The sequence below is a fragment of the Rhodomicrobium sp. Az07 genome (assembly GCF_018619475.1).
Lineage (GTDB): Bacteria > Pseudomonadota > Alphaproteobacteria > Rhizobiales > Rhodomicrobiaceae > Rhodomicrobium.
Genome location: NZ_JAHFZG010000003.1, coordinates 26320 through 48485 on the forward strand (window position 1 = coordinate 26320; position 22166 = coordinate 48485).

Here is a 22166-nt window from a genome sequence, read left to right on the forward strand (position 1 = left end):
GACTACGTCTGGCATCCCTTGCTCTTCATCTTTGTGAATTTGACCCAAAGGCTGCTGCCCAATTCATCGGAACTCGCTGCTGCTTTTCGCCAAATATTGACACGACGTGGAGCGGAAAGCGCGGCAAAGACTGCTCCGATGAGTTTGCCATAACTTGCCGACCTCAGTCTGCGTGACCAGTTCTCCATTGTCCCCTTTCGTTGGCTGCGGCGAAGGTAAGAGTAGGCGATATCTTCCTTAATGAAGCCACTAAGCGAGAAAGGCTCAGTTTCATGCAGATCTAGCCTGAGGCGATGCCTAGCCCCAAGCATTTGAAAGGCCACGGGGGACCAGAGACCTATATGGTTAGGTGGAACGTCAAGCAGACTACCATTCTGCTCGTTGAACTTAATACGTTTTGGATTTGGGACAGCGATGAACAGTAAACCGCCTTCTCGCAGTAAATACGAAATGCGATCGAAAAGCTCATCTAGGCCGTCCATGTGCTCTACGACTTGGAACAAAAAAATTGCGTCAAAACCTTCAACAAGATCGGCATTACGTAAGTCTTCTTGACGGGCGATGTATCCCTTGCTGCGAAGCGTCCTGATTGCCTCGTTACTGTAATCCAGTGCAGTGATTCCTGTTCTACGAACGTAGGTGTCGACAATCTTGTCGATGAAATAGCCAAATCCAGCACCCGCTTCCAACACGCGCTCCGCGTGGAATTCTATGGATGACAGCTCTTTGATCGTGCGTTCAAATTCCCATTTTTCGCCAGGATAGCTTGAACGCTCATAAGCGAGATTATAAAAGGTTGCGTCGCCAGAAACGTATGGGTCCGCGAAGCCGAACCCGCAATCTTCGCATTCACGAACGGCACAATCTCGACCGCCCCAAAGATTGCGAATGTGGGTTGCCAGCTCCAAATTACGTTTCGAATTACCCTCACTTAGAATGAAGTGTTGTGCCGCCTGTTCTGCGGACAAACTGAATCGCGTCGACGTATGCTGGGAAGAGCAAACAGGACACTTCGCCAAGGCAACCACGTTATGATTATCGTTCAAACAATCTACGTCCACCAGATGTCCTCCCATCGAGATCAATAAATTGCTTTTCTTTATGAATCGTATCGCCTTGGTAATTATATGGAAATCCCCGCCAAGCCAAGAGAAAGTTCCACAACTTGTGGCCATCCCCAGTAAGTGCAACGACATGAATCTCAGCAACAACGCGCAAGTAACTGCCTCAAAGCGTGTGCCTGGCTCCTGTCTTGGGCCGCCCGATGTCCCGCCAGCACAAAAAAAAGGCGCCTCGCCGAAGCGAAGCGCCTAATTGTCGTGGCGGCCGTTGACCGCGACGTTTGAAGCTCGAAATCTTACTGGATCTGCTCGTAGTTCTTCTTGCCCCAGCGATAGAACACATAGGACGGCAGGTTCGGGTCGCCCTTCGCGTCGAACTTGAACTTGCCGAGCGCGGTGTCGAACTCAAGATCCTTCATCGCGGCCACGACCTTGTCGCCGTCGATGGAACCGGCCTTTTCGGCGGCCTGCGCCCAAGTCTGGATCGCGGCGTATGTGTAGACGACATAGCCTTCCGCGTTCAAACCCTTCTTCGCAAGCGCTTCCACCACTTCTTTCGCGGCGGGGTTCTTGCGCGGATCGGGCGAGAAGGTCATCATCGTGCCTTCCACGTCCTCGCCCGCGATGGAGCCGAGTTCCGTCGAGACGAGCGCATCGCCGCCGACGAGGATCGTCTTCATGCCCTGCGCGCGCATCTGGCGGATGATGAGCCCGGCTTCGGTGTGGTAGCCGCCGAGATAGACGACATCGACGCCGTTCTGCTTCAGCTTGGTGACGACGGCGGTATAGTCCTTCTCGCCGGGCGTGATTGCCTCGTAGAAGACTTCCTGCTTGCCGGCGGCGTTCAGCGCCTTCTTGGTTTCGTCGGCGAGGCCCTGACCGTAAGCCGTCTTGTCGTGGAGGATTGCAATCTTCTTGTCGGCGAATTCCTTCGCGAGGTAGGCACCCGCGACGCCGCCCTGCTGGTCGTCACGGCCGCACATGCGATAGGTGAAATCGCCGGGCCGCTCGTCCGTCAGCTTCGGGTTTGTGGAGCCGGGCGAGATCTGCACGATGCCCTGTTCGTTATAGACGCTCGAAGCGGGGATCGACGAACTCGAACAGAAGTGGCCCGCGACGAAAGCCACGTCGGAGGACGAGAGCTGTTCCGCGACCGCGCGAGCCTGCTTCGGGTCGCACTGGTCGTCGCCCATTTCGAGTTTGAGCTGCTTGCCGAGGACGCCGCCCTTTGCGTTGATGTCGGCCACGGCTGCCTCGCCGCCCGCCTTGAACTGCGCGCCGAAGGTCGCCTCCTTGCCGGTCATCGGGCCTGCGATGGCGATTGTGATCTCATCATCGGCCCAGGCCGGAGCGGCTGCCGCCCCCAGACCGAGAAGGGCCAAACCTGCCAGAACTTTGCGCATATATCGTCCTCTCCAAGTGCTTTTGCTACGGAATGCGGTATGTCAGTCTCGCCGGGATTGCGGCAGGCTCTTGGCATCGGGCAACGGCCGCCAGGTGAGCGGACTCGTTTCCACAGCGAGCCAGCCATATTGGCGAAGCATTTGCACCGTGCGTTGCCGGGAAAACCCGATTGCCGCGAAAACGAGCAGTACGGCTGCATCGACGAGATAGTAATGCAGCGATAGTAGCGAGCCCTGCGACTGACGCCAGCTTTCAAGCGTCGCACCCGCGAACAGTCCCCAATGCAGGAAGCGCACGGCAGCCGACAGCAGCATCACTTGAAGGGCCGCTTGCCAGAACGGGTTCCAGCCGCGTGCCGCCGCGCGCCCGATCATGAAGGCCGCGCCACCGCCCGCGAATACGGTCACGAACAGGAACGCCCAGAACGAGGTTTCCCATATCACGCCCATGACGCGGCCTCCCTTGGCGGGGGGCTTACCGGCAGTCCCTCACGCATGAACGCCCCCTTCGAGATAGGCGGCCTTGATGTCGTCGCGCGCGAGAAGCTCGGCGGCGGGGCCGGACATCGTGATCTGGCCGTTGACCATCACATAGCCGCGATGGGCGAGCTTCAGCGCGTGGAAGGCGTTCTGCTCGACGAGGAACACGGTGAGACCCCGCCTGCGGTTCAGGTCGCGGATGACCGAGAAGATTTGCCGCACGATGAGCGGCGCGAGGCCGAGCGACGGCTCATCCAGAAGGAGAAGTTTCGGCCGCCCCATGAGCGCGCGGCCAATCGCGAGCATCTGCTGTTCGCCGCCCGACAGCGTGCCGCCGCGCTGGCCCTGCCTGCGTTCGAGCACCGGAAACAGGCTGAATACGGTGGCGAGGTCTTCCTTGACCGACGCATCGCCGCCGGGGCCGAGGAGCGCGCCCATCTGCAAATTCTCGTAAACCGTCATGCGCGGGAATATGCGGCGGCCTTCCGGCGACTGCGCGATGGACAGGCGCATGATCTCGTGCGTCGGCATGGCGGTGATGTCGCGGCCGTCGAACACGATGCGGCCGGAGCGCGCGCGCGGGTCGCCGCAGACGGTGTTCATGAGCGTGGTCTTGCCCGCGCCGTTCGAGCCGATCATCGTGACGATTTCACCCTCGAACACGTCGATGTCCACGCCCTTCAGCGCGCGGATTGCGCCGTAGTACGTCTCTACGCCGCGCACGGTGAGAAGCGGTTTCATAGGCCCACCTCCGCCTCAACGTCTTCCACTTCGTCGTCGGGCACGCCGAGATAGGCTGCGATCACGCGCGGATCGGCGCGGATTTCCTCGGGCGTGCCTCCCGCTATCTTCTGCCCGTAGTCGAGCACGGCGATGCGGTCGGAAATCTGCATGACGACGCCCATGTCGTGCTCGATGAGAAGGATGGACAGCGCATGTTCCTCGCGGATCTTGAGAAGGAGCGCGTTCAACTCGGCGCTTTCGCGCGGGTTGAGCCCGGCGGCCGGTTCGTCGAGGCAGAGCAACACGGGATCGGTACACATGGCGCGGGCGATTTCGAGCCGCCGCTGCGCACCATAGGGGAGGTCGCCCGCCGGGTCGTCGGCGCGGTCGATGAGACCGATTTCGCGGAGCCAGTAGGCGGCCTTGTCGATGGCTTCGGCTTCGGCGCGTTTGAAGCTCGCAAGGCCGAGCAAGCCGCCGATGGTGTAGCCCGATGCGGCGTTCAGCACCGTGTGTTGTGCGACGAGCAGGTTTTCGAGCAGCGTCATGCCCGCGAACAGTCGGATGTTCTGGAATGTGCGCGCCACGCGGGCGAGCCGCGCGATTTCGAAGCCCGGCATGCGTTCGAGGAGAAACACGGCACCCGCCCCCTCCGCCTTCGACCATTGCTTGCCGCCGAATGTGGCTGCGGGGAGCGCCTCGAAGGCGGCTTGCGAACCGTGAGCAAGCGCGACGCGCCCTTCGGTCGGCTTGTAGAAGCCGGTAATGCAATTGAAGAAGGTGGTTTTGCCCGCGCCGTTGGGGCCGATGATGGCGGTGATGTCGCCGCGCCTCGCGGTGAAGGACAGCTTGTCGACGGCGACGAGTCCGCCGAAGCGCATGGTGAGGTTCTCCACGCGCAGGAGATCGTCGCGGGTTGCGTCGCTTGCGCCGTCTGCCATCAGCCGCGCCCTTCCTTGACGAAGCTGCCCGATATGTTTTTCCTCGCCTTGAGAAAGGCCGACGGCGTGCGCCCGGACATGAGCCCGCGCGGACGCCAGATCATGACGAGCACCATCGAAAGCCCGAAGATGAGCATGCGGTAATCTTCGAGGTCGCGGAAGCGCTCGGCGCTGCCGATGAGGATCACGGCCGCGATCACGACGCCGAGTTGCGAGCCGAGGCCGCCCAGCACCACGATGGCGAGCACCAGCGCCGATTCCATGAAGGTGAAGGATTCAGGGCTGATGAAGCCTTGGCGCGCGGCGAAGAACGAGCCCGCGAAGCCGCCGAACATGGCGCCGATGGCGAACGCGGTGAGCTTCGTCGTCACCGTGTTGATGCCGACAGAACGGCAAGCGATTTCGTCCTCGCGAAGCGCTTCCCAGGCGCGGCCGATGGGAAGACGGCGCAGGCGCAAGGTGATGAAGTTGGTGAGGAGAGCGAGTGCGAGGATCACGTAATACAGGAACACCATGCGGTGGAGCGGGTCGAATTTCAGCCCGAACACGCTCGCGAAGGTGCCCTCGCCGGTACGATCGAAAGGCAGACCGAAGAAGGTGAGCTTCGGGATCCGATTGATGCCGTTCGGCCCGCCCGTCAGGCTCTGCCAGTTCAACAGCACGATGCGGATGATCTCGCCGAAGGCCATCGTCACGATGGCGAGGTAGTCTCCGCGAAGCCGCAGCACGGGGAAGCCGAGCGTGATGCCCCACAGCGCCGCGAAAAACCCCGCGAGCGGCAGGCAGACCCAGAAGGACCAGCCGAACTGCGTCGAAATCAGCGCATAGGTGTAGGCCCCCACCGCGTAGAACGCGACATAGCCGAGGTCGAGCAGCCCCGCGAGGCCGACGACGATGTTCAGCCCCCAGCCGAGCATCACGTAAATCAGGATTTGCGTCGCCGTGTCGATGGCGTAGCGCTGCGACGGCCCCGCCGTCAGCGCGGGCAGCACGAGCGCGATGAGGAGCAGCGCAATCGGGAACTCGCGCCCGAAATCGGCCGTGAAACGCCGCAGCATCCCTTGCCCGACCGCTTCCTCCGGCGTCTGCCCGATAATCAGGCGGGCTGCGCGAACGATGGCCATGGCGGCCATAACGAGGAACGTGCTTTCGCATGCGAAGGTGAGTAGATCGGCTACGGCACCGAGCGCGCCATGAACCGTACCGGCCCCGGCCACCAGCGACGCGCGGAAGCCCGGGATGCTGTAAAGTGCCAGACCGAATACCACGGCCAGCGCGCCCGCGCCCTTCAGGATCGGCAAGGCCGACGGGATGAGCGAGGTGAAGGTCCGCCCGTCCTTCATCCGCCGCCAGATGAAGACGTCGAGCAGGAGGCGGCCCACGGCGACGGCGGCTGCAAGCGCCAGCGCCTTGCCGAACTGCGGCATGAGAACCAGCACCCCGTTCACCGTCTCGGTTCTGAGACCCACGATGGAGCCGAACAGCAAGAGCGCGATGAGAAATGTGATGCCGGCGTCCTTGATGACGTCGGCGGTGATGGCGGCCCGGGGAAGAGTTCGGGTGACGGGCGACGTTTCGGGCTGAAGCGTGTCCGTCATCGCCTAGACCTTCTCTACTTCGGGACGACCGAGAAGGCCCGACGGCATGAAAATGAGCACGATTGCGAGAATGGAGAAGGCCGCCACGTCCTTGTATTGCGCGGTGAAATATCCGGCCCAGAACACCTCGATCAGACCGATGAGGAGGCCGCCCAGCATGGCGCCCGGCAGCGATCCGATGCCGCCGAGCACGGCGGCGGTGAACGCCTTGATGCCCGCCACGAAGCCCACGAAAAAGTCGATCACGCCGTAATAGGCGAGGAACATCAGCCCGGCGACAGAGGCCAGCGCCGCGCCGATCACGAAGGTCAGCGAGATCGTGCGATCCACGTTCACCCCGCACAGCGCCGCCATCTTGCGATCCTGTTCGCAGGCGCGCTGGGCGCGACCGAGCGACGTGCTGTTGATCAGGTAGGAGAACGCCGCCATGACCGCCACCGTCGTTACGATGATGATGATCTGCATGTAGGACAGGCTCACCGCGAAGCCGCTATCGCCTTCCGACAGGGTGAAGCCGCCGCGGATGACGGGCGGAAGCGGCTTCGAGCGCGCGCCCTGCGTCAACGCCACGAAGGTTTGCAGCGCGATCGACATGCCGATGGCGGTGATGAGCGGGGCGAGGCGGAAGGAGTTGCGCAACGGTCGGTATGCGAGGCGCTCGATGGCCCATCCCCAAAGGCCGGTGAGCGCCATGGCGATGACGAGCGCGAGAAGCAGCGCGAGCGGAACGGCCGTGATGCCGAGCGCGAACAGCGACAGGATTGCGATCAGCGCAATGAAGGCACCGATCATGAACACTTCGCCATGCGCGAAGTTGATCATGCCGACGATGCCGTAAACCATCGTATAGCCGATCGCTATGAGGCCGTAGATCGAGCCCAGCGTAAGGCCGTTGATTAATTGTTGGGCGAAATAATCCATCGAGAGTTCCGCTCAGGTGCGGCCGGTCTATAAACCGGCTCGAACCCACGATGTAGTCTATTCCGGGGGGCTGCGACAACAATTACCGGCAGTGGGTTGCGTATCACTATGCAGGATTCGGACCGACTTGCACCAGACCGGACGCCGCGTTTCACGCGCGGGTGTCGAGCGCCTCCGCAACGCCGGTGCGGCCCGCCTTGCGCGATGAAGCGGGCCGGTCGACATCGAGAATGTCGAGGATCGCGCGCGCCCGTGCGTTGCTGAACGAATAGATGACGTGATGGCCCTGCCGCTCGGCCGCGACGATCCCGTCGAGGCGCAGCCGCGCGAGATGCTGCGAGGCGAGGCTCTGGCGCAGGCTCAGACGCTCGCAAAGGTCCATCACCGTGTGCGGGGCCTGATCGAGAAGCCGCAGGATCTGAAGCCGGTGCGGGTTGGCAAGCGCACGCAACATGTTGGCGGCCTGCACCGGGCCGCGTATAACCGCTGCACCGTCCGCTTTTGCGTCGCCCGTCCTGTCGAGTTTTCCCATGTCCGTACCCCGTAAATCCTGAACGTTGTTCGTGTTAAGCTTTTAACGAACAATGATAGGGGGTTTCGAACATCGCCGGTTTCAGATGTTTGGCAGAAATGTTCAAATAAACGAGAGGTGGACTCTCAAACGTTCAGATCCTCATCGAAGGAACCGGGGAGGTTGAAGCGTCGTTGCACGATTTGCGAGGGGCGGCCGTGGAGGTGCATTTCGACGCCGTCATCGAGCGCGCGGGCATACACCGCAAGCGATGCATCCACCGCATCAAGCGTCCGCGCAATATCGTGCTCAGTGTGGGAATAGCAGACGGCGAGCGAGGGGCAGATGACGCCGCGACGGATCATCTCCTGAAGGAAAAGCGAACGGAATCCTTGCGAGGGTTTGCGGTCCCGGTCGAGCGTCGCGAAGACGAGGCAGCAATCGCGGCCAACGACAGAGACATATTCGCCGAGCCCGTGACGGCGGATGGCCTGTTCGAAGCCGTCGCGGAGCGCGGCGCCAAGCCGGTGCAGCGTTTCGACGACCGGCTGTTCCTTATAGGTCTCGATGGTGGCGATGGCTGCCGCGAGCGGCCCGGTTTCGCCGCCATGGGTGGTGGAAAGCAGGAAGACGCGCGGCTTGTCGTGGTGATGGAAGCCGCCGAGCCGCATGAACTCGCGTTTGCCGCACAGCGCCGACACGGAAAAGCCGTTGCCGAGCGCCTTGCCGAAGGTGCTCAGGTCCGGTTCTATGCCGTAATACGCCTGCCCGCCGCCGTTCGCCCACCTGAAGCCGGTGATCATCTCGTCGAGGACGAACAGCGCGCCATTGCGATGGCATAGCTCCTTCAGCCGATGCAGAAAGCCGTCCTTCGGATCCGCGCCGCGCGAAGGTTCGAGGATCATCGCCGCGATCTTGCCGGGATAACGGTCGAAAAGCGCCGCCGCGCTGTCGAGGTCGTCATAGCGGAACGTCAGCGTCAGGTCTTTCGTCGCCTGCGGCACGCCCGCACCCATCGGCGTTGTGCCCATGAACCAGTCGTCCACGGAGAAGAAGGGGTGATCCGAGCAGCAGGCGACGTAATCGCGCCCGGTATAGGCCCGAGCAAGTTTCATCGCGCCGGAAGTCGCGTCCGAACCGTCCTTGCAGAATTTCACCATGTCCGCGCCGATAAGGCTCAGGAATTGCTCGGCGCATTCGACTTCGATCTGGCTCGGCCGGGTGAAATTGCAGCCTTTCGCGATCTCTTTTTGCACCGCTTCGACAACCGCGGGAAACGCATGCCCGAGCGTGACGGCGCGGTTGCCCATACCGAATTCGATGAACTCGTTGCCGTCGACGTCCCAGACGTGGGCGCCGAGTCCGCGTGCAATGAAGCCCGGCGCGAGGATGGGATATTGATCGAGGCCCTTCGCATAAGTGTGGCAACCGCCCGGAATGAGATGATGGGCTTTCGCCTGGAGCGCCTTCGATCTGGAAAAGGATTGACCCGTCATATCCTGCCTCAACAATGACCCGTATTCGGATGGCTGCGAAAGATGAGTATTGACACAGTATTTATTAAAAATAATAGAGACACAGAAGGAATTCGACGTATCGGTCGCATCCACAGAACGACCGCATAATCCATCAGAGCCAAATGTAATAATCATCATGGCTACGCAACTGGTTCTCCACAAATTGGTTAAATCGCTGCTTTGTGATCTTTGACTTGAAGTAGCGCATGATTTGTGCCTACTGGTGCACGAGCGTTCATATGGCGATCAGCCAGTTGAACGGTAGCAAACAATTGTGCTCGCCCTCGGGTATTCACTTGGCTCACACTGAACTCTGATACATCTGACATTTGCTGATGGCTGTGGAGCGGCGAAAATCGGATGCAGGAATCAAATGAATGCTGGGTCGGGAATGATTTTGCGAGAGTTTGCGCTGGTTTTTGAGTTTGTCGATGCATAACGGTGTTGCCGCGCCCGACGATCGCGAGATCGGCTTCGGGAAAATTCTGGCCGCGCTTTCCCGCAACGCGCGTCTTCTCCTGGCCGCCGCCGGGACAGGCGTTGCGCTGGCCGTCCTTCTGATCCTGGTTTCGAACCCGGTCTACAAGGCGACGGCGAAAGTCCTGATCGACACGCGGCAACAAAACATCCTTTCGAGCGAGGAACTGGTCAAGAGCGCCATCTTCGACACCTCCGCGATCGACACGCAGGTAGAACTACTCACCTCGGGGAGCGTCGCGCGACGCGCGCTGGCCGAACTCTCGGACAAATCGTCGACCGGCGAGGTGAAGCGGGAAGCCTTCACGGATAAGGAGATTCGCGCCTTTCTGGCCAATCTTACGGTCGCGCGCAAAGGGCTCACCTACGTTCTCGATGTCACCTTTTCGGATCGCAATGCTGCCGATGCAGCCAATGCCGCAAACGTGATCGTGAAAGCCTACATCGACGAGGCGGCGAACGCCGACATGAACACCGCGCAAAAGGCCAACGCCTGGCTTCAGGAGCGGATCAAGAACCTCGAACCCGAAGTCATCAAGCTCGAAAAACAGATCCAGGACTACAAGGCGGTAAACGGCCTCGTCAGCCTTGGCGAGCAGACCGTCGAGGAAAGAAATCTCATCGAGTATATCGGCCAGCTCGGCCTTGCGCGGGCGGCCCTTGCCGAGGCGCAGGCAAAGCGCGACCTCGATCAGTCGAAAAGCGCCATGTCGCTTCAGTCGCAGGATGCCTATTCGGTGGCAAAAACCAAGGTCTCGCTGATGGAACGCGGCCTCGAAACGCTGCGCGGCGAAGTTGTCAACCGCCGGCAAAAGGAACTCCAGCTTCAGGAAATGGAACGCGAATCGACCGCCGCGAAGGAGCTTTACGCATCGCTTCTGAAGCGGCAGCGCGAGATCGAAGCGCAGGAAAGCCGCAGCGCCGCCTATGCGCGCGTGGTGCAGGAGGCTCTGCCGCCAGCCTGGCCGTCCTGGCCACCGAAAGCGCTGCTTCTTCTCGCTGGCGCGTTCATCGGCTTCGTGGCGGGCGTTCTGATCGTGGTGGCAAGGCTCGTGGCGGATGCGAGAGGGATCACCCTGCGGTCGCTTCGCCTCGCCCTCGACGGGGGCACCGGTCATGCCCGGCCCGCAGGACACGATGCGTAAGTCGATTTTTTACTCCGTCGTCGATCAGGCCGCGCTCAGTGCCTTCAACTTCGCGCTTGCCTTCGCGCTCATCCGTGTCTGGAGCGATAATCCGGAGGTGTTCGGGGTCTATTCGATGGTGTTCGCGGGCGCGCTTGCGCTGACATCGGTACAGAACGCGCTGATCAACGCGCAATTCACCATCCTCCGCCCCAAGGCGACCAGCGAAAGCGACGAGGCCACCCTTCTCTCGATGTTCTGGACGGTGAACGTCGCCGTTGTGCTCGGCGCGATGCTGCTGATGTTTGCCGCGATTCTCGCCACGGGCGGCCACCTCGCGCTGGCAGCCTCGGCCGCGGCCTATGTCAGCGCGACGCTCTTGCGCGAATACACCCGCAGCCTTCATTTCTCCAACATGAACGTGCGAGCCGTGCTCGCGCTCGACTGCATTTCGCTCGGCATAAGCATCGTTCTCATGGCGGCCGCCTATGCGTTCGGGCCGCCGCTCGGCCTGCCGATCCTGTTCGCGATCCTGGCAACGGGTCTCGTCGTCGCTTCCGCGCTCGCGGTCGGCGGTCAGCGCGCGCACTATCGAATCCTTGCGAACAGGGAGACCGCGACCTTCTATCGCGATGTGTGGCGCAAGCATTCCTTCTGGGCGCTGATGGGCGTGCTTACGTCGGAGTTTCAGCAGCGCGGGTATGTCTTCGTGGTGGCGGCGGCTTTCGGCGCGGGAAGCGTGGCGCTGATTCAGGCTGCGGCGCTCCTGTTCCGCCCGATCCAGCTCGTGACGCATGCATGGGGCAAGCTCGCGCGCGCGGTGCTCGCCGATCATCTGGCGAAGGGAGATGTCGCCCGCGCCCGCGCCTTCACGCTCGCAAGCTTCGCGGTACTCGGCGTTCTCTTCCTCGCCTTCAGTGCGGCATTGGCGCTTGGCTGGCCCTTCATCAGCGAGACCCTCTTTCGTGGGCGCTACACCGACCTCGGCGGGATCGTCGTGCTGTGGGGGATGGCAGCGGCCGTCATTATGGCCACGGGGATTTTCAGCCTCGAAGCGCAGACCCTCATGCGGTTCAAGGAACTGAGTTTCGGCGCGGTGCTGGGCGCGCTCGTTTGCGCGGCGGTGCTGGCCGTCGTGGTGGTGGTCGGCGATTTTCGCGCCTCGGTTCTTGCCGTGATCGCGGGGCAGCTGGCGTTCTTCGTCGTGGTGTTGCGCCTTCTGCCGAGAACGGCGTCAGTGCCAGCGGCTCCGTCGCAAAGCGCCCCTGACGCGGCCTTTGTCGCGCCGGTCGAAAAGGACGCAGCCAGACCATGACGTTAACCCGCCGCGAAATCCTCGGTGGTCTTGCCTCGCTCGCGGTCTTGAACGCGGCGCTCGATGGCGCAAAGGCCGAGGAAGGCGCTCCGGCGCTGAGGCGGCTCGGTGTGGAAAAGGGCCTCGTGATCGGCTCCGCGTTCTCGACGAACGAACTCAACCCCGCCGACGAAAGCTTTTTCCGGCGAGAAGTCGCGCGGATCACGCCCGAAAATGAGCTGAAGATGACCGCCATCAGGCCGGTGCGCGAGACATTCGACTTCGCGCGCGCCGATGTCATCGCCGATTTTGCCGCGCGGGGCGGACTCGAAATGCGCGGCCATACGCTCATCTGGAATAACGAGAAGCAGCCGGGGTGGCTTGCGACGCTCTCCGCAGCCGAAACGCGTGCGACCATCGAGGAGCACATCGAACGCACCATGGGCCGCTACGAGGGCCGCATCGAGGTGTGGGACGTGATCAACGAGCCCATCGGCGGCGTCGCGTTCGGGCCTTACATGTTGCGGGATGGGCCGTTCGTCCAGCGCCTCGGCCCGGACTACATCGCGCTTGTCTTTCGCACCGCGCGCGCCGCGGCTCCCCGCGCGAAGCTCGTCCTCAACGAGACGCACACCGAGCGCGACGACCGCTTCGGCCGCGACTATCGCAAGCGCCTCCTTTATGTGATCGACCGTCTTCAGGACGCCGGCGTGCCGCTCGACGGGATCGGTCTGCAAGGCCATCTCCAACCCGACAAGCCCTTCGATCCGGACGGATTCGGCGCCTTTCTCGACGAGATCGCACGGCGGAAGCTCTTCATCGAGATCACCGAACTCGACGTCAACGATGCGAGCTTCCCCGACGACATCGCCCAGCGGGATCAGGCCGTCGCCGCAACATATCGGCGCTTTCTTCGCACCGCGCTCGCCAATCCAGCGGTGAGGAGCCTCGGCTTCTGGCAACTCGGCGACGCCGCAAGCTGGTATGTCGCGGAGTCGGTCGAGGCAGATCCGTCAAGCCGGCGGCGCCCGCGCCCGCTTCTTTACGATGTCGACATGCGGCCGAAAACAGCCTTCGACGCGGTTGCGGATGAATTGCGGCGGATGCCCGCGCGTCCTCTCCGTTAGCCGCCAGACGGCCCGCCGCTTTCGCGCGGGGTCAATCGTCGCGCGGTCATGAAACACAGGGCGACCGTGATAATCCACGGCATTGCGAGGCCGCGCGCGAGCGACGATTCGGTGACGTTTTGCACGAGCAGGAAGATCAGCAGCGAAACGGCGAACAGGAAGAAAGCCTTGTCTTTGATCCGCAGCCGGTCGACGGCAAGCAGCACTTGCCAGAGAAAGGCGAGCATGAGCGCGAGCCCCGCCGCGCCGACGGTCAGCGCAAGGTCGAGATATCCATTATGCGATTGCGTCAGCAGGTGGATGAAGGGGGGGCTCGCCTGAAGGTTCGGCGCATCGAAGCCCACGCCCCAGAAGGAACCGTAGCCGAAGCCGAAAAGCCATCGCGTCTCCCACTGTTCGACGGAGAACGCCCAGATTTCGTCGCGCCCGGTAAAGGAAGCGTCCGGCAGGATTGTCCCGAGCGCTTCGGCCACGGTCATGTCGAGCACGACGGTCACGATGAGGAGCAGACACGCCGCTAGCGAGCCCGCGAGCGCCAGAAGCACGGGCATCCCGAGCCGTGTCTCCCTGGTCGCAAGGAGGATCAGCCAGGCGGCGGCGGGCGCGGCGATGGCGAGGGCGGCTGCGGTCTTGTTGCCCGACAGGATCAGCAACCCGACCCACGCTGCGAGATAGGCCGCGTTCATGGCGCGCGAGAACGATCCTGAAAGGCGTGTCCGCCACATTGCGCCGATGAAAAGCCCCGTCGCCGCGATCACGCCGAGGAAGTTCTTGTCGCCCGATACGCCGCGAAGAAGACCGCGATAATCGAAGGAGAACGGAAAGGCCATGCTCGCGATATTGGCGACGAGGGTGATCGCAAAGGCGATATAGGCCACACGGAGCACTTCGTCCTCCGACCGGCAATAAGCGGTGGCGCCCGCCGCGCAGTAAACGCCGATGATCAGCAGAAGAGTGCGCCGGAAGGAAATGTCGGGATGCGTCGCCCACGCCGCCGACATGAGGCAGAATGCGAGAAAGATCGGCAGGATCGAAAGCGGCGGCAGGAGGCGAAGCAGCCGCCCCGGCCCCTGCATCAGGATGACGAGCGTCACAAGGGCGGCGATCGACAGCCAGAACAGCTGGTTGGCGAGATCGCTGGTTGCCGTCGTGACGGTGAAGGCTCCTTTCTGGAGGTCAGTGAAATCGACAGGTGAGATGTCGGGCGGAAGCATCTCGGCGACACGAAGCAGAATGACGAGCCAGAGGAAGGCGGGCAGCCACGCAAGCGGCGCGGAGCGGGCGGTCGTTTCGCTCATGGCCTGCGGGCCTTCGCGACACGGGCGAGACAGTTTCGGTAGGCGGCGAGCGTTCGAGCGGAAAGGCTTTCCGGATCGTAAGCCCCGAGCGGGGCGGACGTGCCCCGGCGGGGGCGTTCCGCGCGGGCGACATCCAGTGTCTCGCGCAAGCCCTTGGGCGAAAGCGGTTGCGGCAGGGGGACGAACCAGCGGCGGCCAAGCTCCTCGGAAAGCGCCTTGAGCGAGCCGAGTTCCGGCGCGCACACCGGCACATCGTAGGACAACGAAAGAAGCACGCTGCCTGAGTTCAGGATCTGCTTGAAGTTGAAGGCGCCGAGGTCCGCAGCGGAGTAGATCGCCGCCATTTCGTCGTCCGAAAGGCGATGCGGGCGCACGATCAGGCGCCCCGCGCTTCCGCCCGCGAGATCAACGAGCGCCGAAAGATAGGCGGTATCGTCGCACGCACCGGCGATCACGAGCCGTTCGTCTTCGCGCGCAACCTGAAGAAACGCTTGCGCCAGTTCCAGAACGCCCTTGCCCGGCCGGATTGCCCCGACTGCGGCGAGAATGAAATCCGACGCCCCGATGCCGAGCGCATCGCGAGCGCGGGCTGTGTCGACGCGCGCGGGATAAGCGGTGCGATAATGCGGGTGCGGGATAACGACGCTTTCGGCACCCGCGAGTTCTGGATACGCGTCGTGGCAGCGCCGCTCCGCTTCGGCCGTCAGATTGATGACGAGGTCCACCTTCGCGCAGAACGCGGCCATATACGCGCGCCAGATGCGTTCGCGACTTTCGCCAAGCGGCTCGTGCGGTGCGATGTTGTGCGCCGTCCAGACGACGATGCCGCCGTGGCTTCTCACGCGGTCTATCTGCCGCAACATGCGCCCGGCGTAGAGGCGCGACAGCCGGGGATGGGCGCGCGAGACGCGGCCCCAGAAGATGCGCTCGGGCCAGTGGATGTGAAGGACGTCCGTATCGGCGGGGCAGGCGCGATAGAACGAAAATTCCGAGACGGCGCAGCCCCGTCTCGTCATGGGCTCATGGACAAGCCACGTATAGGGATTGACGGCGCGGTCGGCGAGGCCGGGGCAGGCGACGACGCGCAACCCGCAGACGCCCCCCACTTTGGAGCGTTCCGGCGGCGGCGCGGACAGTCTGGAAGCAAGATCCGGGGCGATCGACACGATTTCTCAAATATAATGAATGGATGTCCGACGAACCTTAGCATTTCAGCGCGCGTAGATCAGATCGCTTGCTCATTTCGGTTAAAGATTTAAATTTCGACAATTAACCACCTGCACAATACAACCGCCATCGGCCAGTCGCGACCATTGCGATGACCTTTGTATTTGACTAGACCGGACGAAGACGGAGTATGTGACATGAAAATATTCTTGACCGGACATTTGGGATACATCGGCACCGTCATGGCGCCGGTGCTTGCCGCCAACCGCCACAGCTTGACGGGTTGCGACGCCGATCTTTACGAGCGCTGCACCTACGCCGCGGGCGGCCGCATCGGCGATTTCCCCACACTGCGGAAGGATGTGCGCGATGTGCAGGTGGAAGACCTCAAAGGCTTCGATGCCGTCATTCACCTCGCCGCGCTGTCCAACGATCCGTTGAGCGACCTCAATCCCGACATTACCTATGCGATCAATCACAAGGCGAGCGTGCGCCTCGCGGAACTGGCAAAGCGGGCAGGCGTGAAGCGCTTTCTCATGGCGTCTTCTTGCAGCAACTATGGTCGCGCGGGCGAGGCTCTCATCGATGAGAGCGGCGATCTCAATCCCGTCACCGCCTACGGACAATCCAAGGTCCGCTCCGAGCGCGATATCGGCGCCCTCGCCGACGACAGCTTTTGCCCCGTCTTTCTCCGCCCCGCGACGGCCTACGGTGTGTCGCCGCGCATGCGCTTCGACATTGTGCTGAACAATCTCGTCGCCTGGGCGGTGACGAAGGGCGTCATCTACATGAAGTCGGACGGAACGCCATGGCGGCCGGTGGTCCACATCCGCGATATTTCGCAGGCGTTCATGCGCGCGCTCGAAGCCCCGCGCGACGCGGTCTGCAATCAAGCGTTCAACGTCGGCAGCACGGGGCACAATTACCGCATCCGCGACCTTGCCGAGGTGGTGGCTCAGGTCGTGCCCAACTGCCGAGTCGAGTATGCGGCCGATGCAGGCCCCGACACGCGGTCCTATCGCGTGAATTTCGGCAAGATCGAACGCGAACTTGGCTTCAAGGCGGAATGGGACGCGAAAATGGGCGCGGAAGAACTTTACAAGTCCTATCGCGAGGCGGGGCTGACGCTCGAAGACTTCGAGGGACCGCGCTATCAGCGCATCGGCCACATCAAGTCGCTGCTCGCGTCGGGGATCCTCGCGTCCGATCTCAGGCATGTGCCACAGGCGGCGGCCTGACCGTGCGCGAGGCGTCGAAACCGGCGGCCAACACATTCGCAGGCTTTGACGCGGACGCGGGCACGTCGATCCATGCGATTGCCGCCGAAATCTTTCCGCTTTGCCGCAGCATTACGGGCGAAGGCGTAAGGGAGACCTTGCGCCGCCTCGGCCGCCATGTTCCGCTCGATGTGGTCGAGGTGGGGAGCGGCTCGCCCGCCTGCGACTGGACGGTTCCGAACGAATGGACCCTCCGCGCGGCCCATATAGAAAACGCAGCCGGTGAGCGGATCGTCGATTTCCGCGCGAACCCGCTGCATGTGATGAGCTACAGCGTCGCCGTCGACGAACTCATGCCGCTCGGCGAACTCAAGCGCCACATCCACACGCTTCCCGAACAGCCGGATCTCATCCCCTATCGCACGTCCTATTACGAGCCGCGCTGGGGCTTCTGCATGGCGCATCGTCAAATGGAGGCGCTGCCGGACGGCCTTTACCGCGCTGTCATCGATGCCGATCTCGCGCCCGGCCATCTCACCTACGGCGAGTGCTATCTGCCGGGCGAAACGCCCGAGGAAGTGCTGCTCTCGGCGCATATCTGCCATCCCGGCATGGCGAACGACAATTGTTCCGGCCTTGCGCTGCTCACGTTCCTGGCGAGCCAGCTTGCGGGTGAGAGAAGGCGCTACAGCTACCGCTTCCTGTTTGCGCCTGGGACCATCGGCGCCTTGACATGGCTCGCTCGCAACGAGGAAGCCGTTTCGCGCATCCGCCACGGGCTTGTGCTGTCCTGCGTCGGCGACGGCGGCGGCCCGTATTACAAGCGCAGCCGCCGGGGCGATGCTGCCATCGACCGCGCCATGGCCCATGTGCTGACTCTCAACAGCGCCGCCCCGGAAATCGTGGACTTTTTCCCCTACGGCTATGATGAGCGCCAGTTCTGCTCGCCGGGCTTCAATCTCCCGGTGGGGCTGTTCCAGCGGAGCCGCTATGCGAGTTTCCCCGAATATCACACTTCCGCCGATACGCTGGATTTCATCACGCCCGCGCATCTCGCCGAGAGCTATGCGCTGGTGCGCGAAGCGCTTTTCGTGATCGAAAACGACCGGCCCTATCGCAATCTGTTTCCGAAGGGCGAGCCGCAGCTTGGTCGGCGCGGGCTCTACGATGCGCTCGGCGGCGATCCGAAGGGGGGCGAAAAGAACCTCGCTATGCTTTGGGTGCTCAACCTTTCGGACGGAGCGCATTCGCTACTCGACATCGCCGAGCGCGCGAACATGCCCTTCGCGACGGTCCTCGCCACCGCACAGCTTCTGGAACAGCACAGTCTGATTGCGCCCATCGCCTGAAGCGCGCCGAGGAAGCTCAGGCGGCCTTCCTTTGCTCGACATCGTCATGTTGCGCGACGACCATCGGCTCGACGCGTTCAAGCCATGCCTCTCGCCACCAGCTGAAGATTTCGCGCGGGCAGAACATGCGCTGGCCGCTGTATTTGGACTGACACACCACACCGTCGAGGATCACGGCAGGGGTCTTCAGAGTGCGCATCTCGCCACAGGTTTCGTCGACGAAACGTTCGACGCGCGTCCTCACCCGGAAAACCTTGCCGCAATAGGGGACGAGTTCGGCATCGAACATGAGGCCACGGTGGGAGCCGTCCTTGCCAAGCGTCGCGAGAATTTCCTCGAAAGGCTTGATACGGACGAACTCGCCGGGCTTGAGATTCAGGACGGGCACCGATGCCCCGGATTTCTTTTGCGGAAACAGATCGGGACGGCGAGGGAAGGGGATACCGCCCCACAGAAAGCGCGCCTTGTTGTACAGCCAGCGCGCGGGCGCGCCGATCTTGCGGCGATGCGCCCTCGTGCCGTAGGTGTAGCCGAGATAGGTCAGCCCTCGCAGAACCTGCGCGATGCTCCAGTTGCCCGAGCGGTAGGCGTTCGCATATTGGCGGACATCCCACCACGCCATGGGCCGGGTGAATTCGAGAAGGCTCGTCGCCTGACAGCGATAGAGTGTGCGGCCGTCCACTTCGTGCGAAGTGGCGGCGAGGACGTCGGCTTCGGTGCACCCGCGCGAGACGGGCGCAGGCGAGGGCAGGCAGGCGTCGCCCGCCTCGGACACCGGCTTCAACCAGGCCGTCCGCCAGAAGAGCAAACAGGCCGCCTGACAGCCGTCGAAGGCCTTACCGTCGCAACGGATGGGCAGATGCACGGTATCGTCGAGGTGGAGGCCGATATATTTGCCGCTCACTGTGTCGCAGGTTTTATACGCATTCTTGTAAATATGGAAACGCTGTCCGCAGTATTCGAACATCTGCGGCATGAATGGCATACCATCCAGCGCGCCATTCGTGTCGAGCGTCGCGAGGATTTCCGACTTGCTTCTGACTTCGAACTGCTCACCGGCTTTAATCATTTCACTATCCACTTCATGAATTCTCTTCGTTACTTATAACGGATATGTCTGTGTTATACAAAGAAATGTGAGTCGTCGGCCCGAAGCGGGCGATGAGTTCGTCGCGATTGCGGAGAAGCCAGTCGCGGTATGCGCGCTGATGCGCTGCAAGACGGACAATCCCGTCGCTGATGCTCGCGACCGAGCGCGGGTCGACCGGAACCGCCGCGTCGATCCCGTCGACAAAGCCATCGACGCCGCATCCCCTGGAATAGACGATCGGCACTCCGGCAAGCAGCGCCTCGATGAAGGACATGCCGAAAGTCTCGTTGCGGCTGGGGAGGACGAACCCGGAATACCCGCCGAGGCGTCCGAGAAGCTCCGTGTGCTCGACCGGACCGACAAGACGAACGCTGCCGCCGAGGTCCGCCTTGTCGATGAGGCTCTGAATGTGGGCCAGCCGCTCGGGAGTGCCCCGCCCGACGAGATCGAGCGTGATATCGGGGTGGGTTTTCAGCGCTCGTTTGAACGCGGGCAGAAGGCGGTCCAACCCCTTGCGCTTGTAAACCTCGAAACAGAGCACCGAAACAAAGGCGTTCGGGCGGCTTTCCACGTGCGGCTCGATGCTTTCGAGATGCACGAAATTGGGCAGCAGCCGCTGTTTTGCCGGGGAAGGCCGGAAGGCTTTATGCAGCGCCGGGCGATACCACGCGGACACGTAATAGAGGCGCGAGCAGCGCTCCACGACGCGCCGGTAAAGAAAGCGGTAGTGCGGCTTGACTGCGAGAACCTTGCTTTCCACCTCGCCGCGCAGGGAGCAGACGAGCGGCTTCTCGAACCAGAGGGAGAGCCAGTAGCCCGCGAGTCCTTCGAAAGTGAGCTTGTGCGCGTGGATGGCGTCGAAATCCCCGCCCCTCATTTGCAGGATGCGCCGGATCTGCCGGGCGACGAGATACATTGAGGCGGCCAGTTGGACGCCGAGCGGCAGGCCCCAGTAGCGGATGGACACCACGCGGGCGTCGCCATTGCCTCCGCCGGGCGTGACGCGCGCGCGCCATGGCAGCGACGTTCTGTCGAGCGTGACGATGATATGATCCGCGTCAGGATTGGCGTCGATGAAGTTCTTGACGGCCAGCGTGGTCAACGGCTTGTTGATGTTCGGGTAATCGCCCGTCACGTGAAGAATGCGGTGTCGTCGGCGAGGGGGCGCCGTTTCGAGCTTCGTGTCGTCGCCGGCGTTGGAAGAAGCCGGGCTTTCCTTCAAGTCCATGATTCAAACTCCGGTGGGGGCTGAAGGAGCGGCCGACGCGCTCACCCGGTCCCTGGCGACACGATGCAGGAATTTCCAGTTGCCGACGATGTAGCGGCGCCCGAGGCGGCGCGGCTCGCGTGCGAGACGATAGAGCCATTCGACACGGCCCGCCCGCGCCCAACCCGGCGCACGCGGAACCCGCCCCGAAACGAAGTCGAACAACGCGCCCACTCCGATCAAGACCGGGGCGGACGTCCCTTCGGCGTGGCGGTCGATCCAGAGTTCCTGCAAGGGATTTCCCATCGCGACGAGCACGAGATCGGCCCGCGAGGCGCGGATGCTCGCGCAAACCCCATCCGCCGAACCGGCCTCGAAATAGCCGTGGCGACAGCCCGCGATATCGTGGCGCGAGCCCGGGGGAACGAGCGCTCTTGCCGCCGCCTCGGCGACTCCGGGCGCACTGCCGAGAAAGAAGATACGGAGGGAGTGGCGCGTCGCGCCGAGATAATGCGGCACGAAGTCCGTGCCGTTGAGGTTAGCCGGAAACGGGGAGCCGAACTTGACCCGGCTCGCAATATCGACGCCAAGACCGTCGTTGAATACGAGAAACCTTGAAAGGGCGCGGCGGAAATCCTGCCGCTCGCTCGCGAGATTGAGCGTGTGCGCATTGGCGAACGCAATCTTCAGTTGTTCGCGGTCGTCGAAGGCGCGGTCGATGCGAGCCACCGCCTCGTTGCGCTCGCAAACCGTAAAGTCTACCCCGAGCAGGGTGCGGCGCTGGCTCATCCGGCCCGCCAAAGCACGTTCTTCATCTGTTTGAGGAGCGGACCGGCGGGTGAAGCGGCAACGCGTCTCTTCAGCAAGCCGAACGTGCCAACTCGGCTTACTCCCATGATGCTCACGGGGGAGCCGAAAAGCTCCGCCTCCTTCTCGTGATAAAGGCGGAGACGATCGCGCAGGGTTGTGCGGTAGAACGCGTTGTAGGCCGGATCGCACAGCAAGATCTTGTTAGGCGTCACGGCGAAAGGCTTGAGACGGCCGCCGTTGATAAAATACTCAACGGCGCCAACACAGACTTCGGGCCAGACCTCGTTGAAGAAATCGTCGAGGACGACCACGCCGCCGGGGTGAAGCGTGGCCTCGGCGAGTTTCAGATCGTTCAGCGCGCATTCCGCGGTGTGTCCCCCATCCACGGAGAAAACGGAAATCGGGCCGGCTAACGAAAGGATCTCTTCCGGAGCCACTTCGAGCGAGGATTTCTGGAGGATCGCAACCCTCGACGGGTCGCCGCCCCAACGGACAAGATTATCGAGAAATCTCTTCCTGTCGCCGCGACCGGACCTGTCGGTGTTCAGGTGCTGGTTGCCGAAAACGTCGATCGCCACAGAACGATCTTCGCTCGCGAGGTGCAACAGGATGAAAAGGCGACCGTGATGAACGCCGATTTCGGCGCAAGGGCCGAATCGTCCGCTTTCTCGCAGCAGGAAGATGAGTTCCGTTATGTATCGCGCGCTGAAGGGGTCGAGCCAACCTTCGACACGTCTTTGGCCCACACGCAAATAGCGGTTGAGCTGAGGCGACCGACGTTGCATCCGGCCTGAATAAACGAGTGAAGACTTGAGCGCCACATTTTGGATCGCGAATACTTAATTGCGGGT

Annotated in this window: 21 protein-coding genes; 6 read left to right on the forward strand and 15 right to left on the reverse strand. The window is 62.4% G+C overall.

Annotation, left to right across the window (positions count from 1 at the left end):
- Positions 1-2 precede the first annotated feature (2 nt).
- From KKP04_RS02855 to KKP04_RS02895, 9 genes are all read right to left on the reverse strand, one after another.
- The gene (locus KKP04_RS02855; protein WP_215026381.1) at positions 3-968 is read right to left on the reverse strand and encodes a bifunctional 2-polyprenyl-6-hydroxyphenol methylase/3-demethylubiquinol 3-O-methyltransferase UbiG; all 966 of its coding nucleotides are present in this window, start codon (positions 966-968) and stop codon (positions 3-5) included.
- A gap of 389 nt (positions 969-1357) precedes the next feature.
- Positions 1358-2464 (reverse strand): branched-chain amino acid ABC transporter substrate-binding protein, encoded by a 1107-nt coding sequence (locus tag KKP04_RS02860; RefSeq protein WP_215026384.1) that lies wholly within the window; start codon positions 2462-2464, stop codon positions 1358-1360.
- Between the two features lie 42 nt (positions 2465-2506).
- Positions 2507-2914 (reverse strand): DUF6867 family protein, encoded by a 408-nt coding sequence (locus KKP04_RS02865; protein WP_215026387.1) that lies wholly within the window; start codon positions 2912-2914, stop codon positions 2507-2509.
- A 39-nt stretch (positions 2915-2953) separates the two neighbouring features.
- The gene (locus KKP04_RS02870; protein ID WP_215026390.1) at positions 2954-3685 is read right to left on the reverse strand and encodes an ABC transporter ATP-binding protein; all 732 of its coding nucleotides are present in this window, start codon (positions 3683-3685) and stop codon (positions 2954-2956) included.
- A complete protein-coding gene (locus KKP04_RS02875; RefSeq protein ID WP_215026393.1) occupies positions 3682-4608 on the reverse strand; it encodes an ABC transporter ATP-binding protein in 927 nt (308 codons plus the stop codon). The genes KKP04_RS02870 and KKP04_RS02875 overlap by 4 nt, the downstream gene beginning before the upstream one ends.
- Positions 4608-6206: a high-affinity branched-chain amino acid ABC transporter permease LivM gene (gene livM / locus KKP04_RS02880; RefSeq protein ID WP_215026396.1), complete on the reverse strand. Its 1599-nt coding sequence runs from the start codon at positions 6204-6206 to the stop codon at positions 4608-4610. Before livM ends, KKP04_RS02875 begins: the two co-directional genes overlap by 1 nt.
- Before the next feature lie 3 nt (positions 6207-6209).
- A complete protein-coding gene (locus KKP04_RS02885; RefSeq protein ID WP_215026399.1) occupies positions 6210-7127 on the reverse strand; it encodes a branched-chain amino acid ABC transporter permease LivH in 918 nt (305 codons plus the stop codon).
- 151 nt (positions 7128-7278) lie between these two features.
- On the reverse strand, positions 7279-7659 hold the full coding sequence (locus KKP04_RS02890; RefSeq protein WP_215026402.1) for a helix-turn-helix transcriptional regulator: 381 nt from the start codon (positions 7657-7659) through the stop codon (positions 7279-7281).
- 125 nt (positions 7660-7784) lie between these two features.
- Positions 7785-9134 (reverse strand): glutamate-1-semialdehyde 2,1-aminomutase, encoded by a 1350-nt coding sequence (locus tag KKP04_RS02895; RefSeq protein WP_215026405.1) that lies wholly within the window; start codon positions 9132-9134, stop codon positions 7785-7787.
- A gap of 452 nt (positions 9135-9586) precedes the next feature.
- On the opposite strand from KKP04_RS02895, the gene KKP04_RS02900 reads away from it, so the two are divergent.
- From KKP04_RS02900 to KKP04_RS02910, 3 genes are read left to right on the forward strand one after another with little or no spacing between them, the layout of a single operon-like run.
- Positions 9587-10777: a GNVR domain-containing protein gene (locus KKP04_RS02900; RefSeq protein WP_215026416.1), complete on the forward strand. Its 1191-nt coding sequence runs from the start codon at positions 9587-9589 to the stop codon at positions 10775-10777.
- Positions 10770-12071, forward strand: a complete 1302-nt coding sequence (locus KKP04_RS02905; RefSeq protein ID WP_215026419.1) for a lipopolysaccharide biosynthesis protein — start codon at positions 10770-10772, stop codon at positions 12069-12071. The genes KKP04_RS02900 and KKP04_RS02905 overlap by 8 nt, the downstream gene beginning before the upstream one ends.
- Complete coding sequence (locus KKP04_RS02910; RefSeq protein WP_215026420.1) at positions 12068-13177, forward strand: endo-1,4-beta-xylanase; 1110 nt, start codon at positions 12068-12070, stop codon at positions 13175-13177. The genes KKP04_RS02905 and KKP04_RS02910 overlap by 4 nt, the downstream gene beginning before the upstream one ends.
- Here KKP04_RS02910 and KKP04_RS02915 read toward each other — a convergent pair.
- Both KKP04_RS02915 and KKP04_RS02920 read right to left on the reverse strand, forming a co-directional pair.
- On the reverse strand, positions 13174-14475 hold the full coding sequence (locus KKP04_RS02915; protein ID WP_215026422.1) for an O-antigen ligase: 1302 nt from the start codon (positions 14473-14475) through the stop codon (positions 13174-13176). The two genes, KKP04_RS02910 and KKP04_RS02915, sit on opposite strands and share 4 nt — an antisense overlap.
- Entirely contained in the window at positions 14472-15641 is a 1170-nt protein-coding gene (locus KKP04_RS02920; RefSeq protein WP_215026425.1) for a hypothetical protein, read from the reverse strand. The genes KKP04_RS02915 and KKP04_RS02920 overlap by 4 nt, the downstream gene beginning before the upstream one ends.
- 198 nt (positions 15642-15839) lie before the next feature.
- On the opposite strand from KKP04_RS02920, the gene KKP04_RS02925 reads away from it, so the two are divergent.
- Positions 15840-16880 (forward strand): NAD(P)-dependent oxidoreductase, encoded by a 1041-nt coding sequence (locus KKP04_RS02925; protein WP_215026428.1) that lies wholly within the window; start codon positions 15840-15842, stop codon positions 16878-16880.
- Between the two features lie 2 nt (positions 16881-16882).
- The gene (locus tag KKP04_RS02930) at positions 16883-18208 is read left to right on the forward strand and encodes a DUF4910 domain-containing protein (protein WP_215026431.1); all 1326 of its coding nucleotides are present in this window, start codon (positions 16883-16885) and stop codon (positions 18206-18208) included.
- 16 nt (positions 18209-18224) lie between these two features.
- On the opposite strand, the gene KKP04_RS02935 is transcribed toward KKP04_RS02930, so the two are convergent.
- The 4 genes from KKP04_RS02935 to KKP04_RS02950 are packed head-to-tail and all read right to left on the reverse strand — an operon-like array spanning position 18225 to position 21920.
- Positions 18225-19277: a hypothetical protein gene (locus KKP04_RS02935; protein WP_215026434.1), complete on the reverse strand. Its 1053-nt coding sequence runs from the start codon at positions 19275-19277 to the stop codon at positions 18225-18227.
- 13 nt (positions 19278-19290) lie between these two features.
- Positions 19291-20526, reverse strand: a complete 1236-nt coding sequence (locus tag KKP04_RS02940; RefSeq protein WP_215026436.1) for a glycosyltransferase — start codon at positions 20524-20526, stop codon at positions 19291-19293.
- Between the two features lie 3 nt (positions 20527-20529).
- Positions 20530-21294, reverse strand: a complete 765-nt coding sequence (locus KKP04_RS02945) for a WecB/TagA/CpsF family glycosyltransferase (RefSeq protein ID WP_215026439.1) — start codon at positions 21292-21294, stop codon at positions 20530-20532.
- Positions 21291-21920, reverse strand: a complete 630-nt coding sequence (locus KKP04_RS02950; RefSeq protein ID WP_251133886.1) for a class I SAM-dependent methyltransferase — start codon at positions 21918-21920, stop codon at positions 21291-21293. The genes KKP04_RS02945 and KKP04_RS02950 overlap by 4 nt, the downstream gene beginning before the upstream one ends.
- Here KKP04_RS02950 and KKP04_RS15465 point away from each other — a divergent pair.
- Positions 21864-22109, forward strand: coding sequence for a hypothetical protein (locus KKP04_RS15465; RefSeq protein ID WP_251133892.1), 246 nt, complete (start codon positions 21864-21866; stop codon positions 22107-22109). The two genes, KKP04_RS02950 and KKP04_RS15465, sit on opposite strands and share 57 nt — an antisense overlap.
- The last annotated feature ends 57 nt before the right edge of the window (positions 22110-22166 follow it).